The organism is Microbulbifer maximicatervae (SeqCode) (assembly GCF_052467955.1).
On record NZ_CP174329.1, the window covers coordinates 1,820,877 to 1,845,446 of the forward strand.

18 protein-coding genes and 1 tRNA gene are annotated in these 24,570 nt (G+C 50.7%); 10 read left to right on the forward strand and 9 right to left on the reverse strand.

The window, feature by feature from the left end:
- Positions 1 to 38 precede the first annotated feature (38 nt).
- A complete protein-coding gene (locus ACJJI5_RS07700) occupies positions 39 to 1,139 on the reverse strand; it encodes an alkene reductase (RefSeq protein ID WP_444917846.1) in 1,101 nt (366 codons plus the stop codon).
- Between the two features lie 138 nt (positions 1,140 to 1,277).
- Between ACJJI5_RS07700 and ACJJI5_RS07705 the strand changes: the two genes are divergently transcribed.
- The gene (locus ACJJI5_RS07705; protein ID WP_445355932.1) at positions 1,278 to 2,150 is read left to right on the forward strand and encodes a LysR family transcriptional regulator; all 873 of its coding nucleotides are present in this window, start codon (positions 1,278 to 1,280) and stop codon (positions 2,148 to 2,150) included.
- A gap of 366 nt (positions 2,151 to 2,516) precedes the next feature.
- Here ACJJI5_RS07705 and ACJJI5_RS07710 read toward each other — a convergent pair whose 3' ends face one another.
- Positions 2,517 to 3,419: a LysR family transcriptional regulator gene (locus ACJJI5_RS07710; protein ID WP_445355933.1), complete on the reverse strand. Its 903-nt coding sequence runs from the start codon at positions 3,417 to 3,419 to the stop codon at positions 2,517 to 2,519.
- 152 nt (positions 3,420 to 3,571) lie between these two features.
- Between ACJJI5_RS07710 and ACJJI5_RS07715 the strand changes: the two genes are divergently transcribed.
- The 4 genes from ACJJI5_RS07715 (at position 3,572) to ACJJI5_RS07730 (ending at position 7,009) form a co-directional block, all read left to right on the forward strand.
- Positions 3,572 to 4,549 carry a DUF1852 domain-containing protein gene (locus tag ACJJI5_RS07715; RefSeq protein ID WP_445355934.1) on the forward strand — a complete coding sequence of 326 codons (978 nt, stop codon included), beginning with the start codon at positions 3,572 to 3,574 and terminating at the stop codon, positions 4,547 to 4,549.
- 28 nt (positions 4,550 to 4,577) lie between these two features.
- Entirely contained in the window at positions 4,578 to 5,606 is a 1,029-nt protein-coding gene (locus tag ACJJI5_RS07720; RefSeq protein WP_445355935.1) for a methionine synthase, read from the forward strand.
- Positions 5,607 to 5,631: 25 nt separating this feature from the next.
- Entirely contained in the window at positions 5,632 to 6,144 is a 513-nt protein-coding gene (locus tag ACJJI5_RS07725; RefSeq protein ID WP_445355936.1) for a flavin reductase family protein, read from the forward strand.
- An 82-nt stretch (positions 6,145 to 6,226) separates the two neighbouring features.
- Entirely contained in the window at positions 6,227 to 7,009 is a 783-nt protein-coding gene (locus ACJJI5_RS07730; protein WP_445355937.1) for a sulfite exporter TauE/SafE family protein, read from the forward strand.
- 447 nt (positions 7,010 to 7,456) lie between these two features.
- Here the strand turns inward: ACJJI5_RS07730 and ACJJI5_RS07735 are convergent.
- Positions 7,457 to 7,533: transfer RNA gene (locus ACJJI5_RS07735), tRNA-Arg, on the reverse strand.
- Between the two features lie 365 nt (positions 7,534 to 7,898).
- Here ACJJI5_RS07735 and ftsH point away from each other — a divergent pair.
- The 3 genes from ftsH to ACJJI5_RS07750 all read left to right on the forward strand — a co-directional run bounded on the left by ftsH (position 7,899) and on the right by ACJJI5_RS07750 (position 13,939).
- Entirely contained in the window at positions 7,899 to 9,872 is a 1,974-nt protein-coding gene (gene ftsH / locus ACJJI5_RS07740; RefSeq protein WP_445355938.1) for an ATP-dependent zinc metalloprotease FtsH, read from the forward strand.
- Positions 9,873 to 10,460: 588 nt separating this feature from the next.
- The gene (locus ACJJI5_RS07745) at positions 10,461 to 12,758 is read left to right on the forward strand and encodes a TonB-dependent receptor (RefSeq protein ID WP_445355939.1); all 2,298 of its coding nucleotides are present in this window, start codon (positions 10,461 to 10,463) and stop codon (positions 12,756 to 12,758) included.
- Positions 12,759 to 12,961: 203 nt separating this feature from the next.
- A complete protein-coding gene (locus ACJJI5_RS07750) occupies positions 12,962 to 13,939 on the forward strand; it encodes an NAD(P)H-quinone oxidoreductase (protein WP_445355940.1) in 978 nt (325 codons plus the stop codon).
- Between the two features lie 14 nt (positions 13,940 to 13,953).
- On the opposite strand, the gene ACJJI5_RS07755 is transcribed toward ACJJI5_RS07750, so the two are convergent.
- Positions 13,954 to 16,254 carry a transporter substrate-binding domain-containing protein gene (locus tag ACJJI5_RS07755; protein WP_444925570.1) on the reverse strand — a complete coding sequence of 767 codons (2,301 nt, stop codon included), beginning with the start codon at positions 16,252 to 16,254 and terminating at the stop codon, positions 13,954 to 13,956.
- A 73-nt stretch (positions 16,255 to 16,327) separates the two neighbouring features.
- Positions 16,328 to 17,680 carry an exodeoxyribonuclease VII large subunit gene (gene xseA, locus ACJJI5_RS07760; RefSeq protein ID WP_445355941.1) on the reverse strand — a complete coding sequence of 451 codons (1,353 nt, stop codon included), beginning with the start codon at positions 17,678 to 17,680 and terminating at the stop codon, positions 16,328 to 16,330.
- A 174-nt stretch (positions 17,681 to 17,854) separates the two neighbouring features.
- Between xseA and guaB the strand changes: the two genes are divergently transcribed.
- Positions 17,855 to 19,342 (forward strand): IMP dehydrogenase, encoded by a 1,488-nt coding sequence (gene guaB / locus ACJJI5_RS07765; RefSeq protein ID WP_282933710.1) that lies wholly within the window; start codon positions 17,855 to 17,857, stop codon positions 19,340 to 19,342.
- Between the two features lie 284 nt (positions 19,343 to 19,626).
- The gene (gene guaA / locus ACJJI5_RS07770) at positions 19,627 to 21,204 is read left to right on the forward strand and encodes a glutamine-hydrolyzing GMP synthase (protein ID WP_445355942.1); all 1,578 of its coding nucleotides are present in this window, start codon (positions 19,627 to 19,629) and stop codon (positions 21,202 to 21,204) included.
- A gap of 356 nt (positions 21,205 to 21,560) precedes the next feature.
- On the opposite strand, the gene rlmB is transcribed toward guaA, so the two are convergent.
- Genes rlmB through ACJJI5_RS07790 form a run of 4 tightly spaced genes read right to left on the reverse strand, consistent with a single transcriptional unit; the run spans position 21,561 to position 24,561 of the window.
- Positions 21,561 to 22,343 carry a 23S rRNA (guanosine(2251)-2'-O)-methyltransferase RlmB gene (gene rlmB, locus ACJJI5_RS07775; protein WP_445355943.1) on the reverse strand — a complete coding sequence of 261 codons (783 nt, stop codon included), beginning with the start codon at positions 22,341 to 22,343 and terminating at the stop codon, positions 21,561 to 21,563.
- A complete protein-coding gene (locus ACJJI5_RS07780; RefSeq protein WP_445355944.1) occupies positions 22,340 to 23,209 on the reverse strand; it encodes a Rossmann-like and DUF2520 domain-containing protein in 870 nt (289 codons plus the stop codon). Before ACJJI5_RS07780 ends, rlmB begins: the two co-directional genes overlap by 4 nt.
- Positions 23,209 to 23,967: a pyridoxine 5'-phosphate synthase gene (locus tag ACJJI5_RS07785; protein WP_445355945.1), complete on the reverse strand. Its 759-nt coding sequence runs from the start codon at positions 23,965 to 23,967 to the stop codon at positions 23,209 to 23,211. Before ACJJI5_RS07785 ends, ACJJI5_RS07780 begins: the two co-directional genes overlap by 1 nt.
- Before the next feature lie 3 nt (positions 23,968 to 23,970).
- Entirely contained in the window at positions 23,971 to 24,561 is a 591-nt protein-coding gene (locus ACJJI5_RS07790) for a peptidylprolyl isomerase (RefSeq protein ID WP_445355946.1), read from the reverse strand.
- Positions 24,562 to 24,570: the final 9 nt, after the last annotated feature.

A 24,570-nucleotide genomic window follows, 5' to 3' on the forward strand; every position in this document is an offset into this window, starting at 1 on the left:
AGTAAAACTCCTAATGTGAATTTCTTTTTTCTTGCGGTTTATACTGGTGAGGAGGCTTCCGCAGTGAATGTGGGATAGTCGATATAGCCTTCAGGGCCATTGGTGTAGTAAGTGGATCTGTTCCCGGTGTTGATTGGCCAGCCATGGCGAAATCGCTCAACCAGATCCGGGTTGGCGATAAAGGGTTTTCCGAAAGAAACAGCATCAGAGCCATCATTGAGAATCATTTGCTTGGCTGAGGCGGCACTGTGACCGCCGTTTGAAATTAGAATGCCGTTATATATCTGACGTAGATTTGGGGTTTGGTAATCGATAGTTTGAATATCATGACCTGAGTCAGGACGAGGTTCGAGTAAGTGCAGATAGGCTAGGTCGAGAGGATTAAGTAGCTCTACTGCTCGCGCGTAGGTGTCCCGGTACTGGCTGTCTTTCACTTGCCAGATCTCATTGCTCGGAGATAGCCGAATACCGACCTTGCCACTTCCGATAGCATCGCAAACAGCGTCAGTAACTTCGCTAAGAAACCGTAGGCGTTTGTCGATAGATCCACCGTATTCATCAGTACGCAGATTGCTGCCATCTCGCGTGAATTGATCGATCAGGAAGCTGTTTGCGGCATGTAGTTCGATGCCGTCGAGCCCTGCAGCAATGGCGTTCTTTGCTGCCTGGGCAAATTCAGCAATTATTTTTCGAATTTCTGTTTTGCTGAGGGAACGCGCTTGCTTGAAAGGGCGGTCGCGCCCAATGGGGGTCGGAAGTGTGCCTTCAAGGGTAATCTGTGAGGCTGAAACCGGTTTGTTCCCGCCAAGAAAATCTGGGTGCACAGCGGCACCCATATGCCATAGCTGTACAAAGATAACTCCTTCATCTCTGTGGACTTCTTCACTGATTTGCTGCCAGCCTGCTATTTGTTCTCGAGTGTAGATACCGGGCCCGTTGATCCAGCCGCGTCCAGTTGGGGATGTTGCTGTAGCCTCAGCGATGATCAGCCCCGCACTCGCTCTCTGCCGATAATACTGAGCAGATATGGGTTGGGGGACGCCATTACTGTTGGCGCGGCTGCGGCTCAGTGGAGCCATGACTACTCGGTTTTTAAGGGTGTAATCACCCAAGGATAAAGGGGTAAACAGGTCGGGCATGGGAGTCTCCTCGCCGTGTTGTATTTGGTACAGCGCAGAGGTTATCCAGCTCAAGTCTGATAATAAATAATCGATTCTTAACAGCCTTTGTGCAAATATGCACAGAAATAAGAAAGAGTGGACGAGAGAAGAGGCAAAATGACTAATTGGGATGACATCCGCTACTTCCTTGCACTTGCGCGTAATGGCACGGTGTCTGCGGCTGCCAAGGTGTTAGATGTTAATCACGCTACGGTTTCCCGGCGTATTCAATCTCTGGAGCAGTCTCATGGTGTGCTTTTATTTCATCGCACGCCGAGGGGCTATGCCCTTACAGAGGCGGCAGAGGCAATTTTGCCGATAGCCGAGAAATTGGAGGTTCAAAACTTAATGCTGGAAGAGCGGATCAGTGGGGCGGATAGCCGCATGGCAGGTCCCCTTGTTCTTACGTTACCCCATGATTTACTCAACCAGTTACTGCTAGAGGATCTGTGCCAGTTCCAGGCTGATCATCCAGACATATCCCTGAGGGTTTTGGCTTCCAGTAGCTTGAAGGACCTGGCAAATATCGAGGCAGACGTCGCTCTAAGATTTACGCCTGAGCCACCTGACCTTCTTACTGGTATTCAGTTTGCCCAGCTGGAAATGGGAGTTTACGCTCATCGTTCACTGGCCATCAGCAACGAAGTTAAAGCAGTACTTTGGTCGGCGGAAGAGCAGTTGCCAAGGTGGTGTGATGATCTTCCCAAGTGCAGTGCGGGATTAAGAGTGGATGACCTGCATGCCATGTTTCTGGCGGTAAAGAATGGATTTGGGGTGGCTCGAATGCCCTGCTGGTTTGTCAATGCGATAGGGCACCCTTCGGTGATTCAGCTTCCCCTACGTCAAACTCCCTCCTCTTGGGCTTTGTGGTTATTAAGTCGCACTGACTCACGGCATATGGTGAGAGCAAATAAGTTAAAAGAATTCCTGCGGGAAAGATTGGAAGAAAAGCGAGCTTTATTTGAAAACCCCTTTCCAGTTCAATCTTAAACCGTTTTGAACTGGCTCCATTCGGGCTTGGATAGGGCTCCAGAAAAATAGAAGAGACTATTTCCTGTGATATAAGGCCTTCTTATGTGGATTGCCCGGGAAAGTTCGAACCTCCAATTGCCTGGCCCGTTGCCAGCAAATTGAAATTTATTGTTTATTAAATTTCAGTGGCGTAACTCGCTGTATTTGTCACTACCTGGGCGTGCCGTTTAGCAGTGAAAAACGCAAATGGATTACTTAGGGTTGGCAAGTTTTTCTGTGCGGGCGTGTTTGCGGGTAGTGGAAAGGTCCGTACTTCGTAAATATTTTTCACTCTATGGTGACTGTTCAAACTGCTACCTGAGTAAACGGTAAATCTCACCAGCATTAGGCTTTAGTTTCTGAGTGCTCATAACCTCTGGCCAGTTTGATAAAAGCGCTCAGGTATTCAACTTCGCTGTCGTCTTCACGGGTTCCTAAGAAAATCTGTTTGGCAATACCTTGTCGCCCGAGGCGCACCACCGATAGTGCCAGCTTGGTAGAGTACTCCTCTGCAAGCCAGCGCGGCAAGGCTGCGACCCCGCGGCCGCTGGCCACCATTTGAAGCATGATATCGGTAGTTTCACTGGTCTTGTGGCGCAGTGGCACCACGCCCGAAGGGTTGAGAAACTGGGTATAGATATCCAGGCGGTCCGGCGGCACGGGGTAAGTTAACAACACCTGATCCCGTAGGTCTTCTGCTGTCAGGTACTTCCGCTTTGCCATTGGGTGATCTCGAGGGACGACCAGCACCTGTTCGTAGTCAAATACGGGATCGAAGCGCAGTCCGGCTTTATAGAAAGGGTCAGGGGTAACTAGCAGGTCGATTTCGTAACCCAGTAAAGCGCCGAGACCTCCGAACTGAAATTTCTGCTTAACATCCACATCCACATCCGGCCAATCTTCCAGAAATGGCGACACTACTTTTAGTAACCACTGATAGCAGGGGTGGCATTCCATACCGATACGCAGGGTACCGCGCTCACCTTGAGCCATTTGCTTTAGCTTGCTCTCAGCATGTTCCAGTTGTGGCAGGACTCGATTGGCCAATCCAAGTAGATATTCACCAGCCTGGGTCAAGCGCAAGCTGCGGCCCTCACGTAACCAGATAGGGGCCCCGAGGTTCTGTTCCAGTTTGCGTACCGTGTGGCTCAGCGCCGACTGGGTTAGGCAAAGGTGCTTGGCCGCTGCGGTTAGCGATCCGTGATGGTCTACGGCCTGGATTATTGTTAAGTGCGTGCGCTCTAGCATAGCTTTACCCGAGCAAACCATGAGTAAAATTAATGGATGGTTGAAAATATACCATTTTTGTTCATTTATAAAGAGGCTTATCCTGACTGGCAATGTCAATCACCAAGCAAAGAACTCAGTTTTTGCCTTAGGAATCAGGATACCAGGCCGCAATGAATAAAGAGTTTGCATTCACCATCAAGAGCTTACGTTTTGATGAAAACTATCGTCCAGCGGATAGCACGCGGATCACCACCAATTTTGCGAACTTGGCGAGAGGGGAGAGCCGTCGGGATAACTTGCTCAACACCTTGAGAATGATTGATCGTCGTTTCAATGCCCTGGCGCATTGGGACAACCCTAGTGCAGATCGTTACTCTGTAGAGCTGGATATTATTTCCGTTGATATTGATATTGAAGGCAACGGAGAAGCCTTTCCTACCATTGAAGTATTGAAGACGAATATTGTTGATCATAAAAACAATCAACGGATTGAGGGCATAGTAGGAAACAACTTTTCTTCATATGTGCGGGATTATGATTTTAGCGTGTTGTTGTTGGAGCATAACAAGAAGCAAGACAAGTTTAGCCTTCCTGAAGGCTATGGCGATCTTCACGGGAAAATTTTTCAATCGTTCCTGAATTCAAATGCCTACAAGGATAATTTCAGCAAGCCCCCTGTTATTTGTCTGAGTGTATCGAGCAGTAAAACTTATCATCGAACTGAAAATCAGCACCCCGTACTCGGTGTCGAGTATCGGCAGGACGAATACTCTTTAACTGATGAGTATTTCGAGAAAATGGGTTTGCAGGTTCGCTATTTTATGCCGCCGGATAGTGTTGCCCCTTTGGCTTTTTACTTCCAAGGTGATTTGCTTGGTGATTATACGAATCTTGAGCTTATCGGTACTATCAGCACGATGGAGACCTTCCAAAAAATATATCGGCCTGAAATATACAATGCAAATTCTGTAGCGGGGACCTGCTATCAGCCCAGCTTGAAGCATCAGGATTATTCACTCACTAAAATTGTTTATGACCGGGAAGAGCGTAGCCAGCTGGCTATAAAGCAAGGGAAATTTACTGAAGAACAATTTATCAAGCCATACAGAAGTATCCTTGATCAGTGGGCCGCTAATTACGCGCTTTAATTAACAAATATAGATAAGATTATTTTTCATGAATCGCCTATTGCCAACTTCAAGCGCTGGAAGCTTGCCTAAACCATCCTGGCTCGCAGAGTCCGAAAAACTTTGGTCTCCCTGGAAATTACAGGGCGATCAATTACAAGAGGGTAAGCAGGATGCCTTGCGCCTGACATTACAAGAGCAACAACAAGCCGGTATCGATATCGTTAGTGACGGGGAGCAAACCCGCCAACATTTTGTGACTACATTTATTGAGCACCTCAACGGCGTTGACTTCGAGAAGCGGGAAACCGTTAAAATCCGCAATCGCTATGATGCGAGCGTGCCGACAGTTGTTGGCGAAGTATCTAGGCAACAACCAGTATTTGTTCAAGATGCCAGGTTCTTACGCCAGCAAACCAGTCAAGCTATCAAGTGGGCATTACCTGGCCCCATGACAATGATTGATACTCTCTACGATAGCCACTACAAAAGCCGCGAAAAGCTCGCTTGGGAATTTGCCAAAATTCTCAATCAGGAAGCGCGTGAGTTAGAGGCTGCTGGTGTTGATATTATTCAATTTGATGAGCCCGCATTTAATGTGTTTTTTGATGAGGTGAATGACTGGGGGATTGCCACTTTAGAAAAAGCCATTGAGGGGCTGAAGTGCCAAACTGCCGTACATATTTGCTATGGCTACGGTATCAAAGCCAATACAGACTGGAAGAAAACTCTGGGTTCAGAGTGGAGACAATATGAAGAAGCTTTTCCAAAGCTGCAAAACTCCAATATCGATCTGATTTCGCTCGAGTGCCACAACTCCCATGTTCCAATGGATCTCCTTGAGCTTATTCGTGGTAAAAAAGTGATGGTGGGCGCTATTGATGTGGCAAGCAACACGATTGAAACACCGGAGGAAGTCGCCGATACCTTGCGAAAAGCACTTAAGTATGTGGATGCTAAGGATCTCTTTCCCTGTACGAACTGTGGTATGGCGCCGCTATCCCGTCAAGTTGCGAACGGTAAGCTCAATGCATTAAGTGCAGGTGCAGAAATTGTCCGAAGAGAGCTCTCGGTTTAGCTGCTCACAATATTTAGGTGTCCCCATGTCACTTTCCAGTACGGCTATAGAACCGTTGCGCTTTCGCGAAGCTCTGGGGCATTACGCTTCCGGTATTACGGTGATCGCATCGCACTGTGAGGGAGAGCCGATAGGCTTCACCTGCCAGTCGTTTTATAGCGTATCGACGCACCCGCCACTGGTGTCATTCAGCGTTATGTCGAGTTCGTACAGCTATCCCAAAATTCGTCAGGCGGGTCGATTTTCGGTCAATATCCTGTCGGATGATCAGGTTACGATTTCCAACCAGTTTGCTCGTCAAGGCGCGGACAAATGGAGCGAAGTCGAATGGCAGGAATCGCCGCTGGGGAATCCCATTATCGCCGGCAGCCTACACTGGCTTGATTGTGAAATTCATGCTGAACACGTCGCAGGAGATCACCTGATCGTGATTGGTGAGGTGAAGGCGTTAAACCTACAAAAAGCTGCTGCTAGGCAGCCACTGCTGTATTTCAAAGGACAATATCGCAACCTTACTGCGGTATCCCCAGCCGGGTAATACATGTGGGCAACGGGCTGTGGACTTGCAGCCCCATCGCCTGCTGCCTGAAGAAACCCGTATCAATTAGTTAGAGGAATTTATGGAATTTTTATTCTACCTGCTGCTAGGGGCTGTGGCTGGGGTGCTGGCCGGTTTGTTTGGCGTTGGTGGTGGCATCATTATCGTGCCTGTGCTGGTATTCAGTTTTACTGCCCAGGGTATCGATCCGCATGTGCTGACCCACCTGGCTGTGGGCACTTCGCTAGCGACTATTGTCTTTACTTCGATTAACTCAGTTCTGGAGCATCAGCGCAAAGGCGCGGTGCTATGGCCAACTTTTGCCTGGATGAGTCTGGGTATTCTTCTCGGTGCAAGTCTCGGCTCCTTTACTGCGGTAGCTATCCAGGGACCGATGCTACAAAAGATTATTGGTGTATTTGCTATCACCATTGCCATTCAAATGGGACTGGAACTTAAGCCCAGGGCCAGTCGCGTTGTTCCCGGCAAGCTGGGGCTGACTGCGGCCGGCGGGGTAACAGGCTGGGCCTCTGCCATCTTTGGCATCGGCGGTGGCACACTGACGGTTCCCTTTCTGACCTGGCGCAGCGTGCCGATGCAGCAAGCAGTGGCAACTTCCTCAGCCTGTGGTTTGCCGATTGCTGCCGTCGGCGCTCTGAGTTTTATGGTTATTGGTTGGCAGCAGCCGGAACTGCCGCAGTGGAGTTTTGGTTTTATCTACCTGCCGGCCATGGTCGGTATCGCCATCACCAGCATGTTCTTCGCCCGTTTTGGAGCGCGTCTGGCCCACAAGTTATCTCCGCGATTGCTTAAGCGCTTGTTTTCCCTGCTGTTGCTTTGCGTGGGTGGGAGTTTTCTTTTCTGAGGAATGAATGAATTGCAGTCTATCGATTGCTATCTTGGCGTAGGCTCGGATGCAAAGGTGGAAGGGGGCTTCAATCCTTTTCCAAATGCGATCGGGCCCAAGTGAGGAGTATTAACTCCTAACTCTCTTTTGTATGTCGAAGTCTCTAGTCGAGCACACGACCCTAGCGAGACGAAATTGGGTTAACGTATCTGGAGGCTGCACAGTTGGTGCAATTGCTCCCGCTGACTGATGTGTGTATGTCTATTCGCTGTATGGAACGAATGAAAGAGGTTGTTTCTAACCCTGTTGGATCATTGAGGCTGTTTGTGATTGCTTAAAGTGAATGGGGGGTTGCTGGAGTAGGGCGAGGCCGCGAAGAATTAATTGTGCAAAGAGCAGTTTGGCACTAGCTGCTCTACAACAAAAAAGGGCTTACGTCGTGAGACGTAAGCCCTTTTCTTTGTATGGCGCGCTCGGGAGGATTCGAACCTCCGACCGCCTGGTTCGTAGCCAGGTACTCTATCCAGCTGAGCTACGAGCGCGTCGTTATGGGTGCGAACTATAGAGAGTTGATTCGTTGCCGTCAACCTCTTTTTGGAAAAAATCCTTAAAAATCCGCAAGTTATCGAGTTTCTGGGCCCCTCTGGGAGCGGTCAACCAGTCTCGACAGGGCGCGAATTCTGCCGCGCCTTTCCTCAATTTGCAAGCCTTACCTTGAAAAATACTGTCTTGAGTACCGATTGCGCCAATTATCTAGCGGCTAGGCATTAAATTCCTCGGCGTGATTGGCGGCGAACTATACTCAATACTCTACCGGGATTCCGATGATTCGCACCTTTTCCATTGCCCATTGCCAGGTCCGGCCTATCTCCGGCGGCAGGCTTCTCCAGAGATATAGTGAGAATATATGGCGGACGAGCAGGACCAAGAGCGAAAGCTGCCGCAGGGGGAGTCTTCTTCACCGCCATCGGGAAAGCCGGTTCCGCAAGGGCCGCTGAATTGGCTCCAGTACTTCCTGTGGATCTTCCTTTTAATACTGACTGTGCAGTATTGCACTAACGGGCAGCTTTCGGGCAAGCGGACTGAGCTGGCTTACAGTGACTTTAAGAAAGAGGTCGCCGAAGGCAAAGTTGCCAGTGTGGTTATCGAGGGGGATAGAGTCAGCGGCACTTTTAAGACGGAGGCGGGCAAGCTGCCGGCGTCAAACACTGGCGAGAAAGAAAAAAAGGCTCCACCGCCGGAGCACTTCACAACCATTTTACCTTCCGTTCAAGACCCCGAGCTGCTACCCCTTCTGGAAAAGGAGAAGGTGGAAATCCTGGCAGAGTCCCCGGGAGGGGGCTTTATGCAGCGAATGTTGATTCTGCTTCTGCCCTGGATACTGATTATTGGGCTCCTGGTTTGGATGGGGCGGCGAATGCAGGAAAAGATGGCCAGTGGGGCTCCCGGCAGTCCCTTCGGCTTTGCTCGATCACCAGCAAAGCGGTTTGAGCGCAGCGAGTCCCAAGTGACTTTCGATGATGTGGCTGGGCTGGCTAATGCGAAAAAGGATCTGCAAGAAGTGGCGGGGTACCTTAAGAACCCGGAGCACTATCGCAAGCTCGGAGCGAAGATACCCCGGGGCATTTTACTGATGGGGCCTCCCGGTACGGGCAAAACCCTGATGGCGAAAGCGCTGGCCGGTGAGAGTGAAGCGCCATTTTTCAGTATTAGTGGCTCTGAGTTTATTGAGATGTTTGTAGGGGTGGGTGCTTCCCGTGTGCGGGATATGTTTGCAGAAGCTAAGAAAGATGCCCCTTCAATTATTTTTATCGATGAGATTGACTCCGTCGGTCGGGCGAGGGGGACGGGCGTTGGTGGCGGACACGATGAGCGGGAGCAGACGCTCAATCAGATCCTTGGTGAGATGGATGGCTTTGATCCCCAGGAAGCGGTGGTGGTGGTTGCGGCAACCAACAGGCCCGACGTTCTCGATGCGGCACTGCTAAGACCGGGGCGCTTTGACCGAAAAATTACTCTGGACCTTCCAGACAAGGCCGCACGCAAGGAAATTCTTGAGATTCATTCCCGCGATGTCCCATTGCACGGCAAGGTGGATCTGGAGCGGCTCGCGGCTCTGACTGCAGGTTTTGCTGGCGCAGATCTGGAAAATCTGATAAATGAGGCCGCGCTGTTGGCGGGGCGAGAAGATAAGTCTGCGGTGGATATGGATTGTTTATTGAGGGCGAGGGATAAAGTGGTTCTCGGTGGCGAGCGCGAAATGGTTATCAGTGAAGAGGACAAGCGGATTATCGCCTACCACGAAGCGGGACATGCGCTGGTAGCAACGCTATTGCCGAATGCAGACCCCTTGGAGAAGGCGACTATTATTCCCAGAGGGCACAGTCTCGGCGCTACCGAGCAGATTCCCACCGAAGAGCATCACAGTATGCAGGTCAGTTATCTCCGTGATCGTATTGGCGTAATGCTTGGGGGGAGGGTCGCTGAGCGGGTGGTATTCAAGGAGGTGAGCACTGGTGCAGAGGCAGATTTAAAGCAGTCGACACGACTGGCCCGTCACATGGTGACGCACTGGGGGATGAGTGAAAAATTAGGCCCCGTTGCTTTCCGCCGGGGAGAGGAGCATATATTCCTGGGGCGCGAGATGGCCCAGCAGAAGGACTTCAGCGAACACACCTCAGAGATTATTGATGACGAAATTATTGCTTTGATCAGCGGTATTGAGATGAAAGTAGATCAGTTGCTGACAAAAAATCGCAAAAAATTAGATGCATTGGCTGGGGCTCTTTTGGAAAAAGAAACCCTCGATGCAGCGGAAATAAATGAAATACTTTCCCATGTGGCTGCGGGTGGTGATGACACATCTATTGCGCCGAAATAGCTCCTGGCTTTAATGGAAATTTATTTTTCAGGTAGACCCGCTGGTCAAATTTAATGTATTTAAATGTACCAGGTTAATTGAGTTTATTAGTTTTGAATTGCCGTTAACCTGAAACATCGAAGGGCACTTTCAGGCTAATCTAAAAGAGCTGAGAGCGCATCAATTTAAAATAGACAAAAAGTTTTGTGTTTTTGGGGTGGTTTAGATACATATTGTCATTGGCTTTTTTGAAAATAATCAATTTTCTAAGTAAAAGGGCAACTTAGGGTATCGCCCTTAAACAGTGCATAATTTTATTTTTTCCATTCCCGTTAATTTTTTTCTTCAAGTTGAAAGAACTTTCCAGACTAATTGAGTTATTTTTACAGACATTTACGTTAAATAGACTTCCACACACGGTTGCGAGCCTGTAACCTGTCCATGTCACAGATTCACAACGAAATCTGTGCATCTTTATCAGCGCGGTCTTGAATCGGAGCTTCACTTAGTCGGAGCCTCTTTATAGAGGTAGAGCGGTGGGGCCAGGCAGTACCGATTGCGATAAGTCCGTTGTTGTACATAAAAAAAATAAAACAATGGAGAGAAAACATGGGAAGTCCGTCAAAACCCAAGCAGCACTCTGCTCTGCTTTCCGCCTGTTCCGTAGCAACTCTTTGGTTAGCCAGTGGTATTAGCCCCAGTTATGCCGCAGAGGGAGCAGTCGGCACCCTTATGGAAGAAGTGCAGGTAACAGCCCGTAAGCGTGCAGACGCTGAATTACTTCAGGATGTTCCGGTAGCGGCTACCGCTTATTCCGGTGACCAGCTGGAGGCTCTGCAAACTAAGGATTTACAAAGCCTTTCTTTCAAAATGCCCAATGTCCAGCTGGAGGATGTGGGTACTGTAAAAAATACGGCAAATTTCACTGTTCGAGGTCTTGGAGTGAATAGCTCTATTCCATCAATTGATCCCACTGTTGGGGTCTTTGTCGATGGTATGTACCTCGGTGTGAATGCGGGTGTTGTTACCGATGTGTTTGATCTGGAGGGTATCGAAGTTCTCCGTGGTCCCCAGGGCCTATTATTTGGCCGTAATGTTACCGGTGGTGCTGTCGTTGTTAAAACAGCGCGCCCAACCGATGAGTTCTCTGCTCGCTTCAAGGTGTCCACAACGGACAATCTGGATGTGGTGACTGCGGGTTCAATCAATGGTGCCATCTCTGACGATGTTAACGGCCGCTTGACCGTTTACTACAACGATGACCGCGGCTGGTTCGAAAATGTTGCCACCGGCAATGATAATGCCGGTGCCTCTGACAGTTGGTTTATTCGCCCAAGCTTTAGTGTTCAACTCAATGAAACGGCAGAGCTGCTTGTGCGGATGGAGCACGGGCGCATGGACTCCGATGGGGTTGTCGCTCAAAACCGTGGCAATGAAGCTTATGTAGTTGATACTGGTAACGGTTTTATTGCCTATCCCAGCGCGACCCAGATTGCGGAGGCTTACGGTATTCCTGATTGGGATAATAGTGAAGACTCTTTTGAGGTAGCCCAGGACGAAGAGGGTTATCAAAAAGATGAGTGGACCCAGATCATTACTGAGTTTAATAAAGATGTTGAATTCGGTGATGGCACCATCACAAATATCCTGGCTTGGCGTGAATATGAGGCGCGGGGCTTGGGGGATATTGATTCCCTGCCTTTTGTCGGTTTCCATGCGGACTCAAGTGTGGACCAGAGCCAATTGAGTAACGAGTTGCGCTATGCCGGCCGTTTCGGTCGCACGGCCATCACTGCCGGTGTCTATTGGTTCTCCCAGGATGTAACCTACCTGGAAAATCGTTTACTGGCCGATGGTGAAGGCGGCATTTTCGATTGGACCGGTGGTGGTGTGCAGGATCACAGTACTTATGGATTCTTTACCCAGGCTGATATCGACTTGGACGAAGCTTGGGTGCTAACGCTTGGTGGACGCTACTCGAGTGAGGAGAAAGACGCGAAGATTGCTTCTATTCCCCTGAACCTCTGCACACTGGACGGCTGTGCTGCTTATGACTTTGAAGATAGTGAAAGCTGGAATGCCTTTACTCCCAAAATTGGTTTACAGTGGACTGTCTCAGATGAGACGCAGCTCTACACATTCTGGACCAAGGGTTTCCGCAGTGGAGGGTATAACTTCCGTAATGCAGGCATAGATCCGACCACAGGAATGCCTTACACCCCGCAGGTAACAGATCAGGAAGAGCAAAGCAGCTTTGAAGTTGGGGCCAAGGTAGATTGGCTTGATGGCCGCCTGCGCACCAATATGGCGGTATTCCACAACACTATTTATGATATGCAGCGGGAGGAAAACCTCGCTGATGCATTGTCTGGTGTGGCCCAGATTATCCGCAATACCGCTGATGCCACTATTCGCGGTGCGGAATTGGAGGCGATGGCGGCACTGAGTGACAACCTGCTGTTTACCTTCAATGTGGGCTATGTGGATGGCGATTACGATAAGGTACTGGGTGACCTGAATTTTGATGGTGTTGTGGATGATAAAGACCTGGGCCTAGAGATTCCTCGCCTGGCGCCCTGGACTTATGGTGTAGGGTTGGTGCACGACCTGTCCCTGGGCTCCCTCGGAACCCTGACTTCCCGCATTAACTTTAATCATCGCGATGAAGCGCCATATACGGATGATAACAAGGGTATGCTGTCTGAAGTGGAAATGCTCGACTTCAGTATTGGATTTACCCCTGATAGTGGTCAGTACACAGTTTCTGTATTCGGCAAGAACATGTTGGATGAAGTGAATGAGGCTAATGATACCCAGCTGCCAGTAAAACTAGGCGGTATCGGTGCCAGCTTTACCCCACTGAATAAAGGTCGTGTTATGGGGGTTGAGTTTCTTTACGAACTGTAACTACAGCTAAAAATTGCTAGCTTAAAGGGTATATTTTTAAGTTAACAAACTTCGAAACGGCCAGTTCCTTTTCACAATTAAAAGTTGTGATGGGGCTGGCCGTTTTTTATTGGGTTGCGTGTTGAATAAAAACTGCTTGATGATTTTTGATACTCTTGTTTTGTTAGCGTGGCAATAAAAGTGAACCTATAAAGGGGAAAAATATGCGGTTTATTGATCTGCCTACATTTGGTGGGCCTGAAGTCATGCAATTGCAGGAGATGGATAAGCCTGCTCCAGGTGCAGACGAAGTCCTTATCCGTGTAGCCGCAGCTGGGGTTAATCGCCCTGATATTGTGCAGCGCCAAGGGCATTATCCGGCACCTCCTGGAGCATCGCCGGTATTGGGATTGGAAGTGGCTGGTGAGGTTGTTGAAGTCGGGGAAAAAGTTGTGCGCTGGCAGGTGGGGGATAAAGTTTGTGCCCTGACCAATGGTGGAGGCTACGCAGAGTTTGCAGTAGCTCCAGAGGGACAATGCCTCCCGGTCCCCGCAGGCCTTAGTCTTATTGAGGCAGCTGCATTGCCGGAAACTTTTTACACCGTATGGACTAATGTATTTGACCGCGCCGGTTTAAAACCGGGCGAGGTGATTTTAATCCATGGTGGTTCCTCTGGCATTGGTACCACGGCGATCCAGCTGGCCCATCAATTGGGAGCCCGGGTTTTCACTACTGCGGGAACAGAAGATAAATGCGCAGCCTGTGTGGCGTTGGGAGCGGAGAAGGCGATTAACTATCGGGATGAAGATTTTGTCTCCGTTGTGCGCGAGATGACTGATGATCACGGAGCTGATGTTATCTTGGATATGGTGGGCGGTAGCTATATCAATAGCAATATTCGTGTGGCCGCTAACGACGGCAGAATCGTGAATATTGCCTACCTGGCTGGCGCTAAAGTAGAAGTAAATATGATGCCGGTGATGTTGAAACGACTTACATTGACCGGCTCAACCTTGAGGGCTCGCTCGCCAGAAGTTAAAGCCGGTATTGCGAAGTCGCTGGAAGAAAAGGTTTGGCCGCTAATTGAAGCGGGTAAAGTGCGGCCGCAACTAGCCGCTGAGTTTCCTCTGCATCAGGCGGTTGAGGCCCATAAATTACTGGAGTCCGGTACTATCACCGGGAAAATCGTTTTAACCTTGTAAGGACTTGTGGCTGCCTAGGGCGAGGAGTAAGTGGGCATCCGCTGAATAACGCCCTCAGGCACATCCCCGGGTTCACAATAGATTTTGCCAGGCAGGCGCTGTAGAGGAGGGCGGACTGTCACATCATCGCTCATCATTTCCACATAGGCTTTGTATAGATTGCTGATATTGCGTACATACTGCACCGGCTCGGAGCCTCTCACATAGCCGTATCTAGCCCGTTTAAAGTACTGGGGCTGGGCCAGTTTCAGCATGGCGACTTCCACATTGTCGAACCACACATTGGGATCCAGTCCCAATTCTTTAGCCAGCCGTTGGGCATCGAGTAAGTGGCCGTATCCTGCATTGTAGGAAGCGAGAGTAAACCAGAGTTTATTTACGGTTGGCAAAGCGGGATTAAATCGATCTCGCACCCAATCCATATATTTTACCCCCGCTTTAATACCTCTTTCAGGTTCGAACAGCGGCGGAGGAAATCCCATTTCCTCGGCTGTGGCAGGCATTACCTGCATCAATCCCTGCGCGCCAACTGGAGATACGGCTTTAGGGTTGAAATTGCTCTCCTGCCACATTTGCGCGACGATCATGCGCCAATCAAAATCGTATTTAAAGGCGGATTCCTTCACCAGCTCATCGTAAGGAGAGAGGTTTTCTCCCGGTATTACCCGGGAACTTACTCGCTGGGTAAATCGTTTGTTCGGCTCAAAATAAGCCTGGTATTGTTTTTGATATTGGCTCGTTTTTCTGTAATTTTTCAAAAACTTATTCAAGTTCTGTAGCAGGTGCCAATTTTGTCTTAATACCATCCAGCCCTGTGGACGCGGGTCACCGATCAGGGTTCCGAGTACCAGTTGTGGCTGAACGGATGCCTCAATCTTGGCTCGACCGGAGTGGGATATGGTCGCATCTACCAGCCCGTCGGCGATTAATGAGAAGATTTGTGACTGGGAAATATCTGGCGGCGCCACACGGATATCGACATCGATACCTGCTTCTTTCAGTGTTTCAGCGGTTTCAATAAATGATGAATAGGCGCGTAGAGTTAATTTACGGCCATTAAGATCCTGAATCTGGGTAATAGGGGGGCTGCCTTTACCACTGACGATCTGGTCTGTGGATTCGACATAGGGCTTGGTGAATACCATGCCCTGGTCTTCACGGGCACTGGTAATATTGAGTTCGGCCCCGGCAAAGTCACCGCGACCCGCCCTCAACCAGTCGGCAAGGTCTTCCTCGTAGGGGACAACAATAACCTGGAGTTGGAGCTTGTGCTTATTGGCAAAAGCCTGGGCCAGGTCGTAGTCAAACCCCATTAATACCCCTTTCCATAAGAAATAGGTTGTCGGCCCGTTATAAGTGAGTAGCCTGATTACCCCCGATTTTTTAATACCCTTCCAATCGGTAATGCGTTCTTCCTGGGATTTAACCAGGTTGCGGGTCAAAAAATTATCGAGAGTGGTATGCAGGCGTTTGGAGTCTTTGCGTACGCCCCAGGCAATATTTTGTACTTCAGATACATCTGCACCAATCCGCATGTCATCGCGGTAATTGCGCAAATCCTGGGCTGAAAAATCCTCCAAAATAGCAACCCGGTTCTTCTGGCCATTGATGATATCCAGCAGGGTATCTCGGTTACCATTAATATCAATTTCTCGAATAGTTAGGTTTGAGTTTGGATTTTCGGCAACAAGTTGCTCTGCAGTTTCTTTAATAGAGGAGCCGGCGGGGATAATAAATTCCAGGTCCTTTAATTTGCTCGCATCTGAAATATCTGGACCCTCAGGACCAGTGACGAGTACTAACCGCGAATGGCGAAGAGGAACCGTGAAGTCAATAATTTCTTCACGGGCGTCAGTGACAGTCAGGTTATAGGCGATTACATCTGCCTGGCCATCGATCAGCATTTGCACCGCATCATCGGGCGTTTCAGCTTTTATCCACTTGGGTTCCAGCTTTAACTGTTTGGCCAGTTTGTTGGCCAGTTCGAAGTGACGGAGACTCACCACATCGTCACGAGGTAGCAGGTCCTCGGAAGCACCGGTTAAATTAACGAACCGAATTGTGCCGTGTTTTCTTATGTCCCTAAGGTCACCGGCTTCGATGTAGTTGACTTGCTGTTCTTTAGCGGGGGTTACTTCAGGCAGTTGTCCTGATCGCTTGTCGGCATCCTGCGCTTCGGCAGCTGACATGGTGACTGATTCGGCTACTCCAGAATCACGCTCTGGTTCCGTGCAGGCTGCAAGGGCAAGCAGTAGTACTGAAAGTAGTATTAAAGTCCACTGGTTGAGGTGGATAGCAGTAGATTCACTATCCATATATTGCTCCGAAGGCACTCTACCTCAACCATTATAGTGTCGCTTGATTTGCGCCCTTTAATTGTTAAAGAAATCAGTTTTCGATGGTTTTAACTTTTGCAGTGAAGTTCCCTTTGGCCAGCTTAATATGGACTTGCTGGTCGGTATCCAATTCTGCACTATCGCGAATTGCGCGATTTTCTGAATCCAGAACAATGGCGTAGCCTCGCTGCAATACTGCCAGGGGACTGATGTTTTGTAGTAATTGGGCCCCGTGGGAGAGTTTGTCGCTGCCGCGCTGTAATATCAGTTGTATCGCACGCTCTAGGTTTCCCTTGAGTTGAATTAACTGCTTTCGACTATTGTCGAGTCGGAGTGTCGGTAGGTTGTGGGCAAAAGCTCTGGAGGCGGAATCCAATTGGGATTTGCGACTTTGGATTTGCTGTTGGCAAGCTGCTACCAGGCGCATCTCCAAATGATCCAGTCGTTGGGCCTGGTTGAGGAGCTGCTCCTTGGGGTGGCGCAAACGGTTGCGTCGCAATTGAACCTGTTGGGATGAATGTTTTAGATGGTTGTCCATGGCGCGGTGCAATCTGCGCTGGATGTGCTCAAGCCTTTGTAAAATTTCTGCAGCATTGGCGCTGGCTATTTCCGCTGCGGCAGAAGGGGTGGGTGCGCGCAGGTCTGCGGCTAAATCTGCAATGGTCGTATCGGTTTCGTGACCGACTGCAGAAATAGTGGGAATAGGGCTTGCGGCCAGTGCGCGGGCGACAACTTCTTCATTAAAAGACCACAGGTCTTCCAGGGAGCCTCCGCCGCGACCGACAATTAATAAATCGTGGCGACCACTGCGGCCCGCTTTTTCAATCGCCGCCGCGATTTGCTGAGCGGCACCCTGGCCTTGAACGGCTACCGGCCAGATTTCAATTTGTGCCGAAGGGTGCCTCCTGCCCAATACGTGAATCATATCCCGTATTGCCGCTCCGGTTGGGGAAGTGACAATGCCGATATTGGTTGGCAAAAACGGAAGAGAGCGTTTTCTGCTTGTATCGAACAGGCCCTCAGCATTCAGTTTTGCTTTGAGCTGTTCCAGCTGGCGCATCAGGGCGCCAAAGCCGGCTTCCTCCATATGCTCAACGATTAACTGGAATTCTCCGCGCCCTTCGTAGAGGCTCACCCTGGCCCGAATTAAAACCTCGCGACCATTTTGCGGCCGAAAGGCGACACTGCGATTGCGACCGCGAAACATGGCGCAGCGCACCTGGGCCCGCGCATCTTTAAGGCTAAAATACCAGTGCCCGGAGCTGGGTATTGAAAAATTGGAAATCTCCCCGCTGATCCATAGAAGGGGCACACTGCTTTCCAGAAGATGTTTAACTTCCCGATTCAGGTCGCTTACCGACAGCACGCTGCGCTTGGCATTTTGGCTTGGGGGAGTTGTCTGCATCGGTGAATCTCGTCGGGCACATTTGGCGGAGCAATATTGCAGTATCGCCCTGATAGGTAAAGAGCTTTACTGAACAAATCCGTTTTTCTGCAAATTGATGTTTGCGCTTTGGGCGCGTAGAGGTATAATCGCGCCGATACCCAATCCCGCCTATTCGAGGTTTGAGTGTCAACAATGTCTGAATCCAATCTGCGCATCGCGCGCGAAGCCCTCACTTTTGACGACGTCCTACTTGTGCCCGGATATTCCGAGGTCACGGCCAAGGATGTGAGTTTAAAAACCCAACTCTCCCGCAACATTACCCTGAACATCCCCATTGTGTCCGCTGCTATGGATACAGTGACGGAAGCTCGCCTGGCCATTGCGTTGGCCCAGGAAGGGGGTATCGGCATTATTCACAAGAGTATGTCGATAGAAGAGCAAGCTCTTGCCGTTCGCGCGGTGAAGAAGTTCGAAGCCGGTGTTGTAAAAGACCCAATTACTATTGAGTCCGATGCCACTGTGCGCGAGTTGATCGCGCTGACCAGTCACCACAATATTTCCGGTGTACCGGTAATGGATCGTGGCGATTTGGTTGGTATCGTTACCAGCCGCGACGTTCGCTTCTTAACTGATCTCGACGTCAGTGTCGCCAGCATCATGACGCCGAAAGAGCGTCTGGTGACGGCCCACGAAGATGCGAGCCCCGACGAAGTACGCGAACTGCTGCATAAACACCGTATCGAAAAGGTACTGGTGGTTAACGACAACTTTGAGTTGCGCGGCCTGATCACTGTTAAAGACTTTAACAAAGCAGAGCAGTACCCGAACTCCTGTAAGGATTCCGACGGTCGCCTGCGTGTGGGCGCGTCTGTGGGCACCAGCCCGGACACCGATGATCGCGTAGCTGCATTGGTAGAAGCCGGCGTTGATGTGCTGGTAGTAGATACCGCCCACGGTCACTCCCGCAACGTGATCGAGCGCGTGCGCCGCATTAAGGAAATGCACCCCCAGGTGGACGTGATCGGTGGCAACATTGCTACGGCTGATGCAGCGCGTGCACTGGTTGAGGCCGGTGCGGATGCGGTTAAAGTGGGTATTGGCCCGGGTTCTATCTGTACCACCCGTATCGTAACGGGTATCGGCGTACCCCAGGTGACGGCAATTGCAGAGGTTGCCACAGCCCTTAAAGAATTTGGTGTGCCCATGATCGCCGACGGTGGTATCCGTTACTCCGGCGATATCTCCAAGGCAATTGTTGCCGGCGCCTCATCAGTTATGATGGGTTCCATGTTCGCCGGTACCGAAGAGGCGCCGGGCGAAGTTGAGCTCTATCAGGGCCGTACTTACAAGTCCTATCGTGGGATGGGTTCTCTCGGTGCTATGTCTCGCACCCAGGGTTCTTCCGATCGCTATTTCCAGGATGCGAGTAAGGGCGCTGAAAAACTGGTACCGGAAGGTATCGAAGGTCGAGTGCCTTATAAAGGCCCGCTGTCAGCCATTGTTCATCAGATGATGGGTGGTTTGCGTTCAGCCATGGGTTACACCGGCAGTGTCGATATCGAGACCATGCGCACTCGTCCTGAGTTTGTGCGGGTCACGGCAGCCGGTATGGGTGAGTCCCATGTCCACGACGTTCAAATTACCAAAGAAGCCCCCAACTACCCGGTGGGCCGACGCTAAGCCTTCGACCTTCTCCAGGTGAAAAACTAGGGAGCCTCTGAATAACTCCGTAATGCCTCTGCAGCCTTCAAGGACCGCCCTTCGGGGCTTGCAGAGCGATTCACACTCCGCGTTGCGACTTCTTGAAAGGTCTAGACATTCCTGCGAAGCCGCGCCTTGATTGTGAACCGCTCTGCATGCCAGAGGTATCACGGAGTTATTGAGAGGCTCCCTAAGACGGAACAAGCAGCAAGCGGACCTTTAAGGTCCGTTTGCCGTTATTTAATCCAGTTATCGAGTAAGTCATGAGCCAAGATATCCATTCCAGCCGAATACTCATTCTCGACTTCGGGTCCCAGTACACACAATTGATTGCCCGCCGTGTTCGCGAGCTGGGCGTATTTTCTGAAATTCGCGCTTTCGATATGACCGAAGAGGAAATTCGTGAGTATCAGCCCAAAGGCATTATTCTCGCCGGTGGCCCCGAGTCGGTACCGGAAGAGGGCTCCCCGCGTGCGCCGGAAGCGGTTTATAACCTGGGCGTGCCGGTACTGGGCATTTGCTATGGCATGCAGACCATGGCCCATCAGCTTGGAGGTACCGTACAGGGTAGCGATATTCGCGAATTCGGCTATGCCCAGGTAAAAGCTGAAGGCCAATCCAACCTGTTGAGCGATATCAAAGATCATATCGCTGATGATGGCAGTGCCCTACTGGATGTTTGGATGAGTCACGGCGACAAGGTAGTGGCGATGCCTGAGGGCTTTGAACTGCTGGCTTCCACTGATTCCTGCCCAATTGCCGGTATGTACCACGCTGAGAAGAATTTCTTCGGTGTACAGTTCCACCCGGAAGTGACTCATACCCTGCAAGGCATGCGTATTTATGAGCACTTTGTGATTGATATTTGCGGGTGTGAGAAACTCTGGACTCCCGCGAACATTATTGAAGACTCTATTGCTAAAGTCCGCGATCAGGTGGGCGAGGGCAAGGTGCTGCTCGGTTTATCCGGTGGTGTCGACAGCTCTGTGGTAGCCGCTTTGCTGCACAAGGCTATTGGCGATCAGCTGACCTGCGTATTTGTAGATAATGGCCTTCTGCGTAAAAACGAAGGCGACCAGGTAATGCAGATGTTCGCCGACAATATGGGCGTTCGCGTTATCCGTTCTGATGCGGAAGAGGATTTCCTTGGGCGTCTTCAAGGTGAAAAAGACCCTGAGGCCAAGCGCAAAATCATTGGTAATACCTTTATTGAGATTTTTGATCGCGAAGCTTCCAAGTTACAGGACGTGAAATTCCTGGCTCAGGGCACTATTTACCCAGACGTTATTGAGTCCGCCGCCGCAAAAACCGGCAAGGCACATGTGATTAAGTCTCACCACAATGTGGGCGGCTTACCGGAGGATATGCAGTTTGAGCTGGTAGAGCCCCTGCGTGAACTGTTCAAAGACGAGGTTCGTAAGATTGGTCTGGAGCTGGGCCTGCCTTACGATATGGTTTACCGTCACCCCTTCCCGGGACCGGGTCTGGGGGTGCGGATTCTCGGTGAGGTAAAGCGGGAATATGCCGATATTCTGAGAGAGGCGGATGCGATCTTTATCGAGGAGTTGCACAACGCCGATTGGTATCACAAAACCAGCCAGGCCTTTGCCGTATTCCTTCCGGTAAAATCTGTGGGTGTTGTCGGTGATGGCCGTCGATATGAATACGTGGTTGCTCTTCGCGCGGTAGAGACTGTGGACTTTATGACAGCGCGCTGGGCGCATCTCCCCTATGAGCTGATTGAGAAGGTTTCGAACCGCATTATCAATGAGATAGAGCATATCTCTCGTGTGGTCTACGACGTTTCCAGCAAGCCTCCTGCGACAATTGAGTGGGAGTAACTGCAGAATCGAGAGGGGGTGCTTAGCACCCCTTTCTTTTTTTGTTTTGGGCTTCGCGTCTCATTTTCCACAGCGGCCCCTTCTCTCTATTCGATCTTTAATTGGTACGGATTGTCGCTAAACGCTTAGCTAAGTTTTCTCTAACTCGTTGATTTTTTGAGCGTTTCCCGGGTTGTTTATTTTTTCTTCATATTGTCACAAAGACCAAATGGCGGGCCTTTGCGGCCTACTACTCTAAGTTAGTCACAGAGATATCCACAGAATCTGTGGGTAGTGGATAATCCTGGATAGACTGGGGTTGAACTCGTGGGATAAGTTGAGGGAGTGGGAGGCGGGTACCTCCCACAGGGGCAGAGTTAGATTTCTCGACGGAAGCTAATTAGTGCGGCCGTGACCGCCACATTCAAGCTTTCCACATCGTTTTGCATGGGGATACGCACCAGTTCATTGCACTGAGCTGCGACGGCATCGCTAACACCGTGGGTTTCATTGCCCAGCACAAAAATTGTGGAGACTTTACTGGAGACCTCTTTCAAGGTGGTTCGGGCGTGGGATGACAGCCCACAAACCTGAGCCCCCGCTTCGCGGAACTCCCCCAGGGTGGCTGCCAATTTGTCACAGCGCAAAATCCGGGTTTTAAACAGGGTGCCTGTGCTGGCTTTGATAACGAGGGGGTCTATTTGTGCACAGCCTTTCTTTGGCAGGATGATTCCATCGATGCCGCCGGCACAGGCTGAGCGAATAATCATGCCCAGGTTTTGAGGGTTGGTTATGCCATCCAGGGCCAGAAGTTCATAGGTGTTTTTGTGCTCTGGGGCTGCAACCTTCTGTAAAAAGTCCTCCGCTCTGCCGTAGTGGGGCAGGGCCAGGTCGAGGGCTACACCTTGGTCCTGACGGGAATTCTTCGAAATCCGGGACAGGCCCTTGCGATCCCAGTAAGCAATTTCAATCTGGCGCTCTTCCGCCAGGGTTTCCATTCGCTGGATTAGCTGGTCGCGCCGGTTGCTGCTGGCCAGATGTAATTTATGGACGGGTACAGATAAATCCTCGAGAGCCTCGAGCACGGGCTTGCGCCCATAAATTGTCAGGAGGCTATCGAAGAAGGCTTTCTTTTCCAGGTATTCGGAGGAGTCTTTCACCGCGTTGGCTCACTCAGCAGTTCGATCAATCTGGCTGCGCTCTCAGGTGAGAGCGAGCCGCGCCGCGCCAACTCTACACAGGCGAGGCCCAGATGGCGATAGCAAAGTGCCAGTTGGCTATCTACTGATGCAAGGCTTTCCACCTGGGCTCCAACGGTTTCCACATCCCCCCTGGCAATGGGACCTGTCAGCGACCTCTCTGGTCCCAGTTCCAAATTGTTTTGCAGAGTCTGTGAAACAATCGGCGCCAACAGGCGAAGAGCACTGTCCCGCTCTATGCCAGCGGCTGCAAAGCTCTGTAAACTCAGGTCCATTAGGGTGGTGAGGTAGTTGGAGGCGATCACTGACCCAGCGTGGTACAGAGACTTGTTAAGGGGATCAATAGCCAGTGTTTCACAGCCAATGGCTGCAAAAGCCGCAGAAATAACCTCTACCGCATGACTATCCCCTTCGACAGCGACGCTGGTTTTGGCAAATGTTTGCAGCGAGGTTTCCGGTTCGGCAAAACTGTGAACCGGGTGAGCACTGGCAACCAGAGCGGGTCCCAAGGGGGCTAGTTCTTTAGAGCTGAGAGCGCCACTGCAGTGGAATATAATAGTGCGCTCATCGACCAGCCCGCTATCGGCAAGTCTCTGCGCAAATATAGCGATTTCACTATCGATACAACCAATCAGCCATAGGTCTGCTGAAGGCATTGCTGAGAGGGAATCAACAGCATTGCCTGCACCGATAAATCGACAGGCACTTTGTCCACTTTCGAGACTGCGGTTGTAAATTGACTGCAGCCCAAATACACCGCTCTCCTGCCACAGCCGCCCCAGGGTTTTACCAAGGCGGCCTGCGCCAATAATGTTGAGGCTTTGCATCAGCTTCCAGCGAGGCAGTCGACGTAGGCGTTAACGGCATTCTCCAGGCCCATGCTGATAGCATCGACAGTAAAGGCGTGGCCTATGGAGACTTCCTGCAAGCCCGGTAATGTGCGATAGCGCGGTAGGTTAACCAGGTTGAGGTCATGGCCGGCATTAATCCCCAGCCCCAACTGATGTGCGTGCTCAGCGGCGGCACAGTGGGCAGAAAAAATTGTTTCCAGCTCTGGGCTCTGTTTGGTTACGGCTTCGGCGTAGGGGCCTGTGTAGAGCTCAATACGGTCAGCACCGACCTGTTTGGCCAGGCTGATTTGGTCCAGGTCTGGATCCATAAACAGGCTGACACGTATCCCGGCATTTTTAAGTTGATCAATTATCGGAACTAATCGATCTCCATCTTGCTTGAGGTCAAAGCCGTGATCAGACGTGAGCTGATCATTAGTGTCGGGAACCAAAGTGCATTGGTCTGGTTTGGTTTCCAAAACCAGTGGTATGAGGCCGGGGTAGTCCCCCAGGGGAGCGGCGAAGGGGTTGCCTTCAACGTTGAATTCTATGTTTTTGCGGCTGGCGCAGAGTTCTGCCAGGTCGCGCACGTCGCCGGGGCGAATATGTCGTTGGTCTGGACGGGGGTGTACGGTCAGCCCCTGGGCTCCGGCGTCGAGGCAAGTGCGCCCGTGGGCGATTACGTCGGGAAAGTTGCCTTCGCGGGAATTGCGAATTAAGGCGATTTTATTGAGGTTTACACTGAGAGCTATCACTGCTTATTCTCCCTTGCTGTGTTCAGCGACACTGTTGTCGCTGGAGGTAACTCGTTTTGCTGAAAGTATGCGGATTGGAATATTGGGGGCCTCTGGGTGCTGGCGATAGAGCCCGCGGGGTTCCCGTTCGATTTTTTCTACGATATCCATACCTTCGATGACTTTGCCGAAAACCGCGTAGCCAGGCTTGTTCTCGCTGGCATCCAGGCGGGTGTTATCGACCAGGTTTATAAAAAACTGAGACGTGGCGCTATCGGGGTTGTTGGTCCGTGCCATGGAGAGAGTGCCGCGCAGGTTTTGCAGTCCGTTAGCTGATTCATTGGCGATAGCGTCGCGAGTTTCTTTCTTCTGGAAGTCGAAAGTGAAGCCCCCAGCCTGGACGACAAATCCTGGCACAACGCGGTGAAAAATAATGCCATCGTAGAAGCCGCTATCGGTATAGGTGAGGAAATTCTCTACTGTGACAGGAGCTTTCTTGGGGAACAGCTCGACGCGAATAATGCCCAAGTCGGTCTTAAGCTCCACCTGAGGGTTTTGAGCAAATATTGGAAGACTGAACAGAGTACAAAAAAGAAAAGTGAGTAACTTACGCATCATCCGTGT

What these genes read in the sequence shown, in the direction of transcription:
- ACJJI5_RS07700 (WP_444917846.1), bottom strand. Translation starts at nt 1,139, where the DNA reads ATGCCCGACCTGTTTACCCCTTTATCCTTGGGTGATTACACCCTTAAA.
- ACJJI5_RS07705 (WP_445355932.1), top strand. Translation starts at nt 1,278, where the DNA reads ATGACTAATTGGGATGACATCCGCTACTTCCTTGCACTTGCGCGTAAT.
- ACJJI5_RS07710 (WP_445355933.1), bottom strand. Translation starts at nt 3,419, where the DNA reads ATGCTAGAGCGCACGCACTTAACAATAATCCAGGCCGTAGACCATCAC.
- ACJJI5_RS07715 (WP_445355934.1), top strand. Translation starts at nt 3,572, where the DNA reads ATGAATAAAGAGTTTGCATTCACCATCAAGAGCTTACGTTTTGATGAA.
- ACJJI5_RS07720 (WP_445355935.1), top strand. Translation starts at nt 4,578, where the DNA reads ATGAATCGCCTATTGCCAACTTCAAGCGCTGGAAGCTTGCCTAAACCA.
- ACJJI5_RS07725 (WP_445355936.1), top strand. Translation starts at nt 5,632, where the DNA reads ATGTCACTTTCCAGTACGGCTATAGAACCGTTGCGCTTTCGCGAAGCT.
- ACJJI5_RS07730 (WP_445355937.1), top strand. Translation starts at nt 6,227, where the DNA reads ATGGAATTTTTATTCTACCTGCTGCTAGGGGCTGTGGCTGGGGTGCTG.
- ftsH (WP_445355938.1), top strand. Translation starts at nt 7,899, where the DNA reads ATGGCGGACGAGCAGGACCAAGAGCGAAAGCTGCCGCAGGGGGAGTCT.
- ACJJI5_RS07745 (WP_445355939.1), top strand. Translation starts at nt 10,461, where the DNA reads ATGGGAAGTCCGTCAAAACCCAAGCAGCACTCTGCTCTGCTTTCCGCC.
- ACJJI5_RS07750 (WP_445355940.1), top strand. Translation starts at nt 12,962, where the DNA reads ATGCGGTTTATTGATCTGCCTACATTTGGTGGGCCTGAAGTCATGCAA.
- ACJJI5_RS07755 (WP_444925570.1), bottom strand. Translation starts at nt 16,254, where the DNA reads ATGGATAGTGAATCTACTGCTATCCACCTCAACCAGTGGACTTTAATA.
- xseA (WP_445355941.1), bottom strand. Translation starts at nt 17,680, where the DNA reads ATGCAGACAACTCCCCCAAGCCAAAATGCCAAGCGCAGCGTGCTGTCG.
- guaB (WP_282933710.1), top strand. Translation starts at nt 17,855, where the DNA reads ATGTCTGAATCCAATCTGCGCATCGCGCGCGAAGCCCTCACTTTTGAC.
- guaA (WP_445355942.1), top strand. Translation starts at nt 19,627, where the DNA reads ATGAGCCAAGATATCCATTCCAGCCGAATACTCATTCTCGACTTCGGG.
- ACJJI5_RS07780 (WP_445355944.1), bottom strand. Translation starts at nt 23,209, where the DNA reads ATGCAAAGCCTCAACATTATTGGCGCAGGCCGCCTTGGTAAAACCCTG.
- ACJJI5_RS07790 (WP_445355946.1), bottom strand. Translation starts at nt 24,561, where the DNA reads ATGCGTAAGTTACTCACTTTTCTTTTTTGTACTCTGTTCAGTCTTCCA.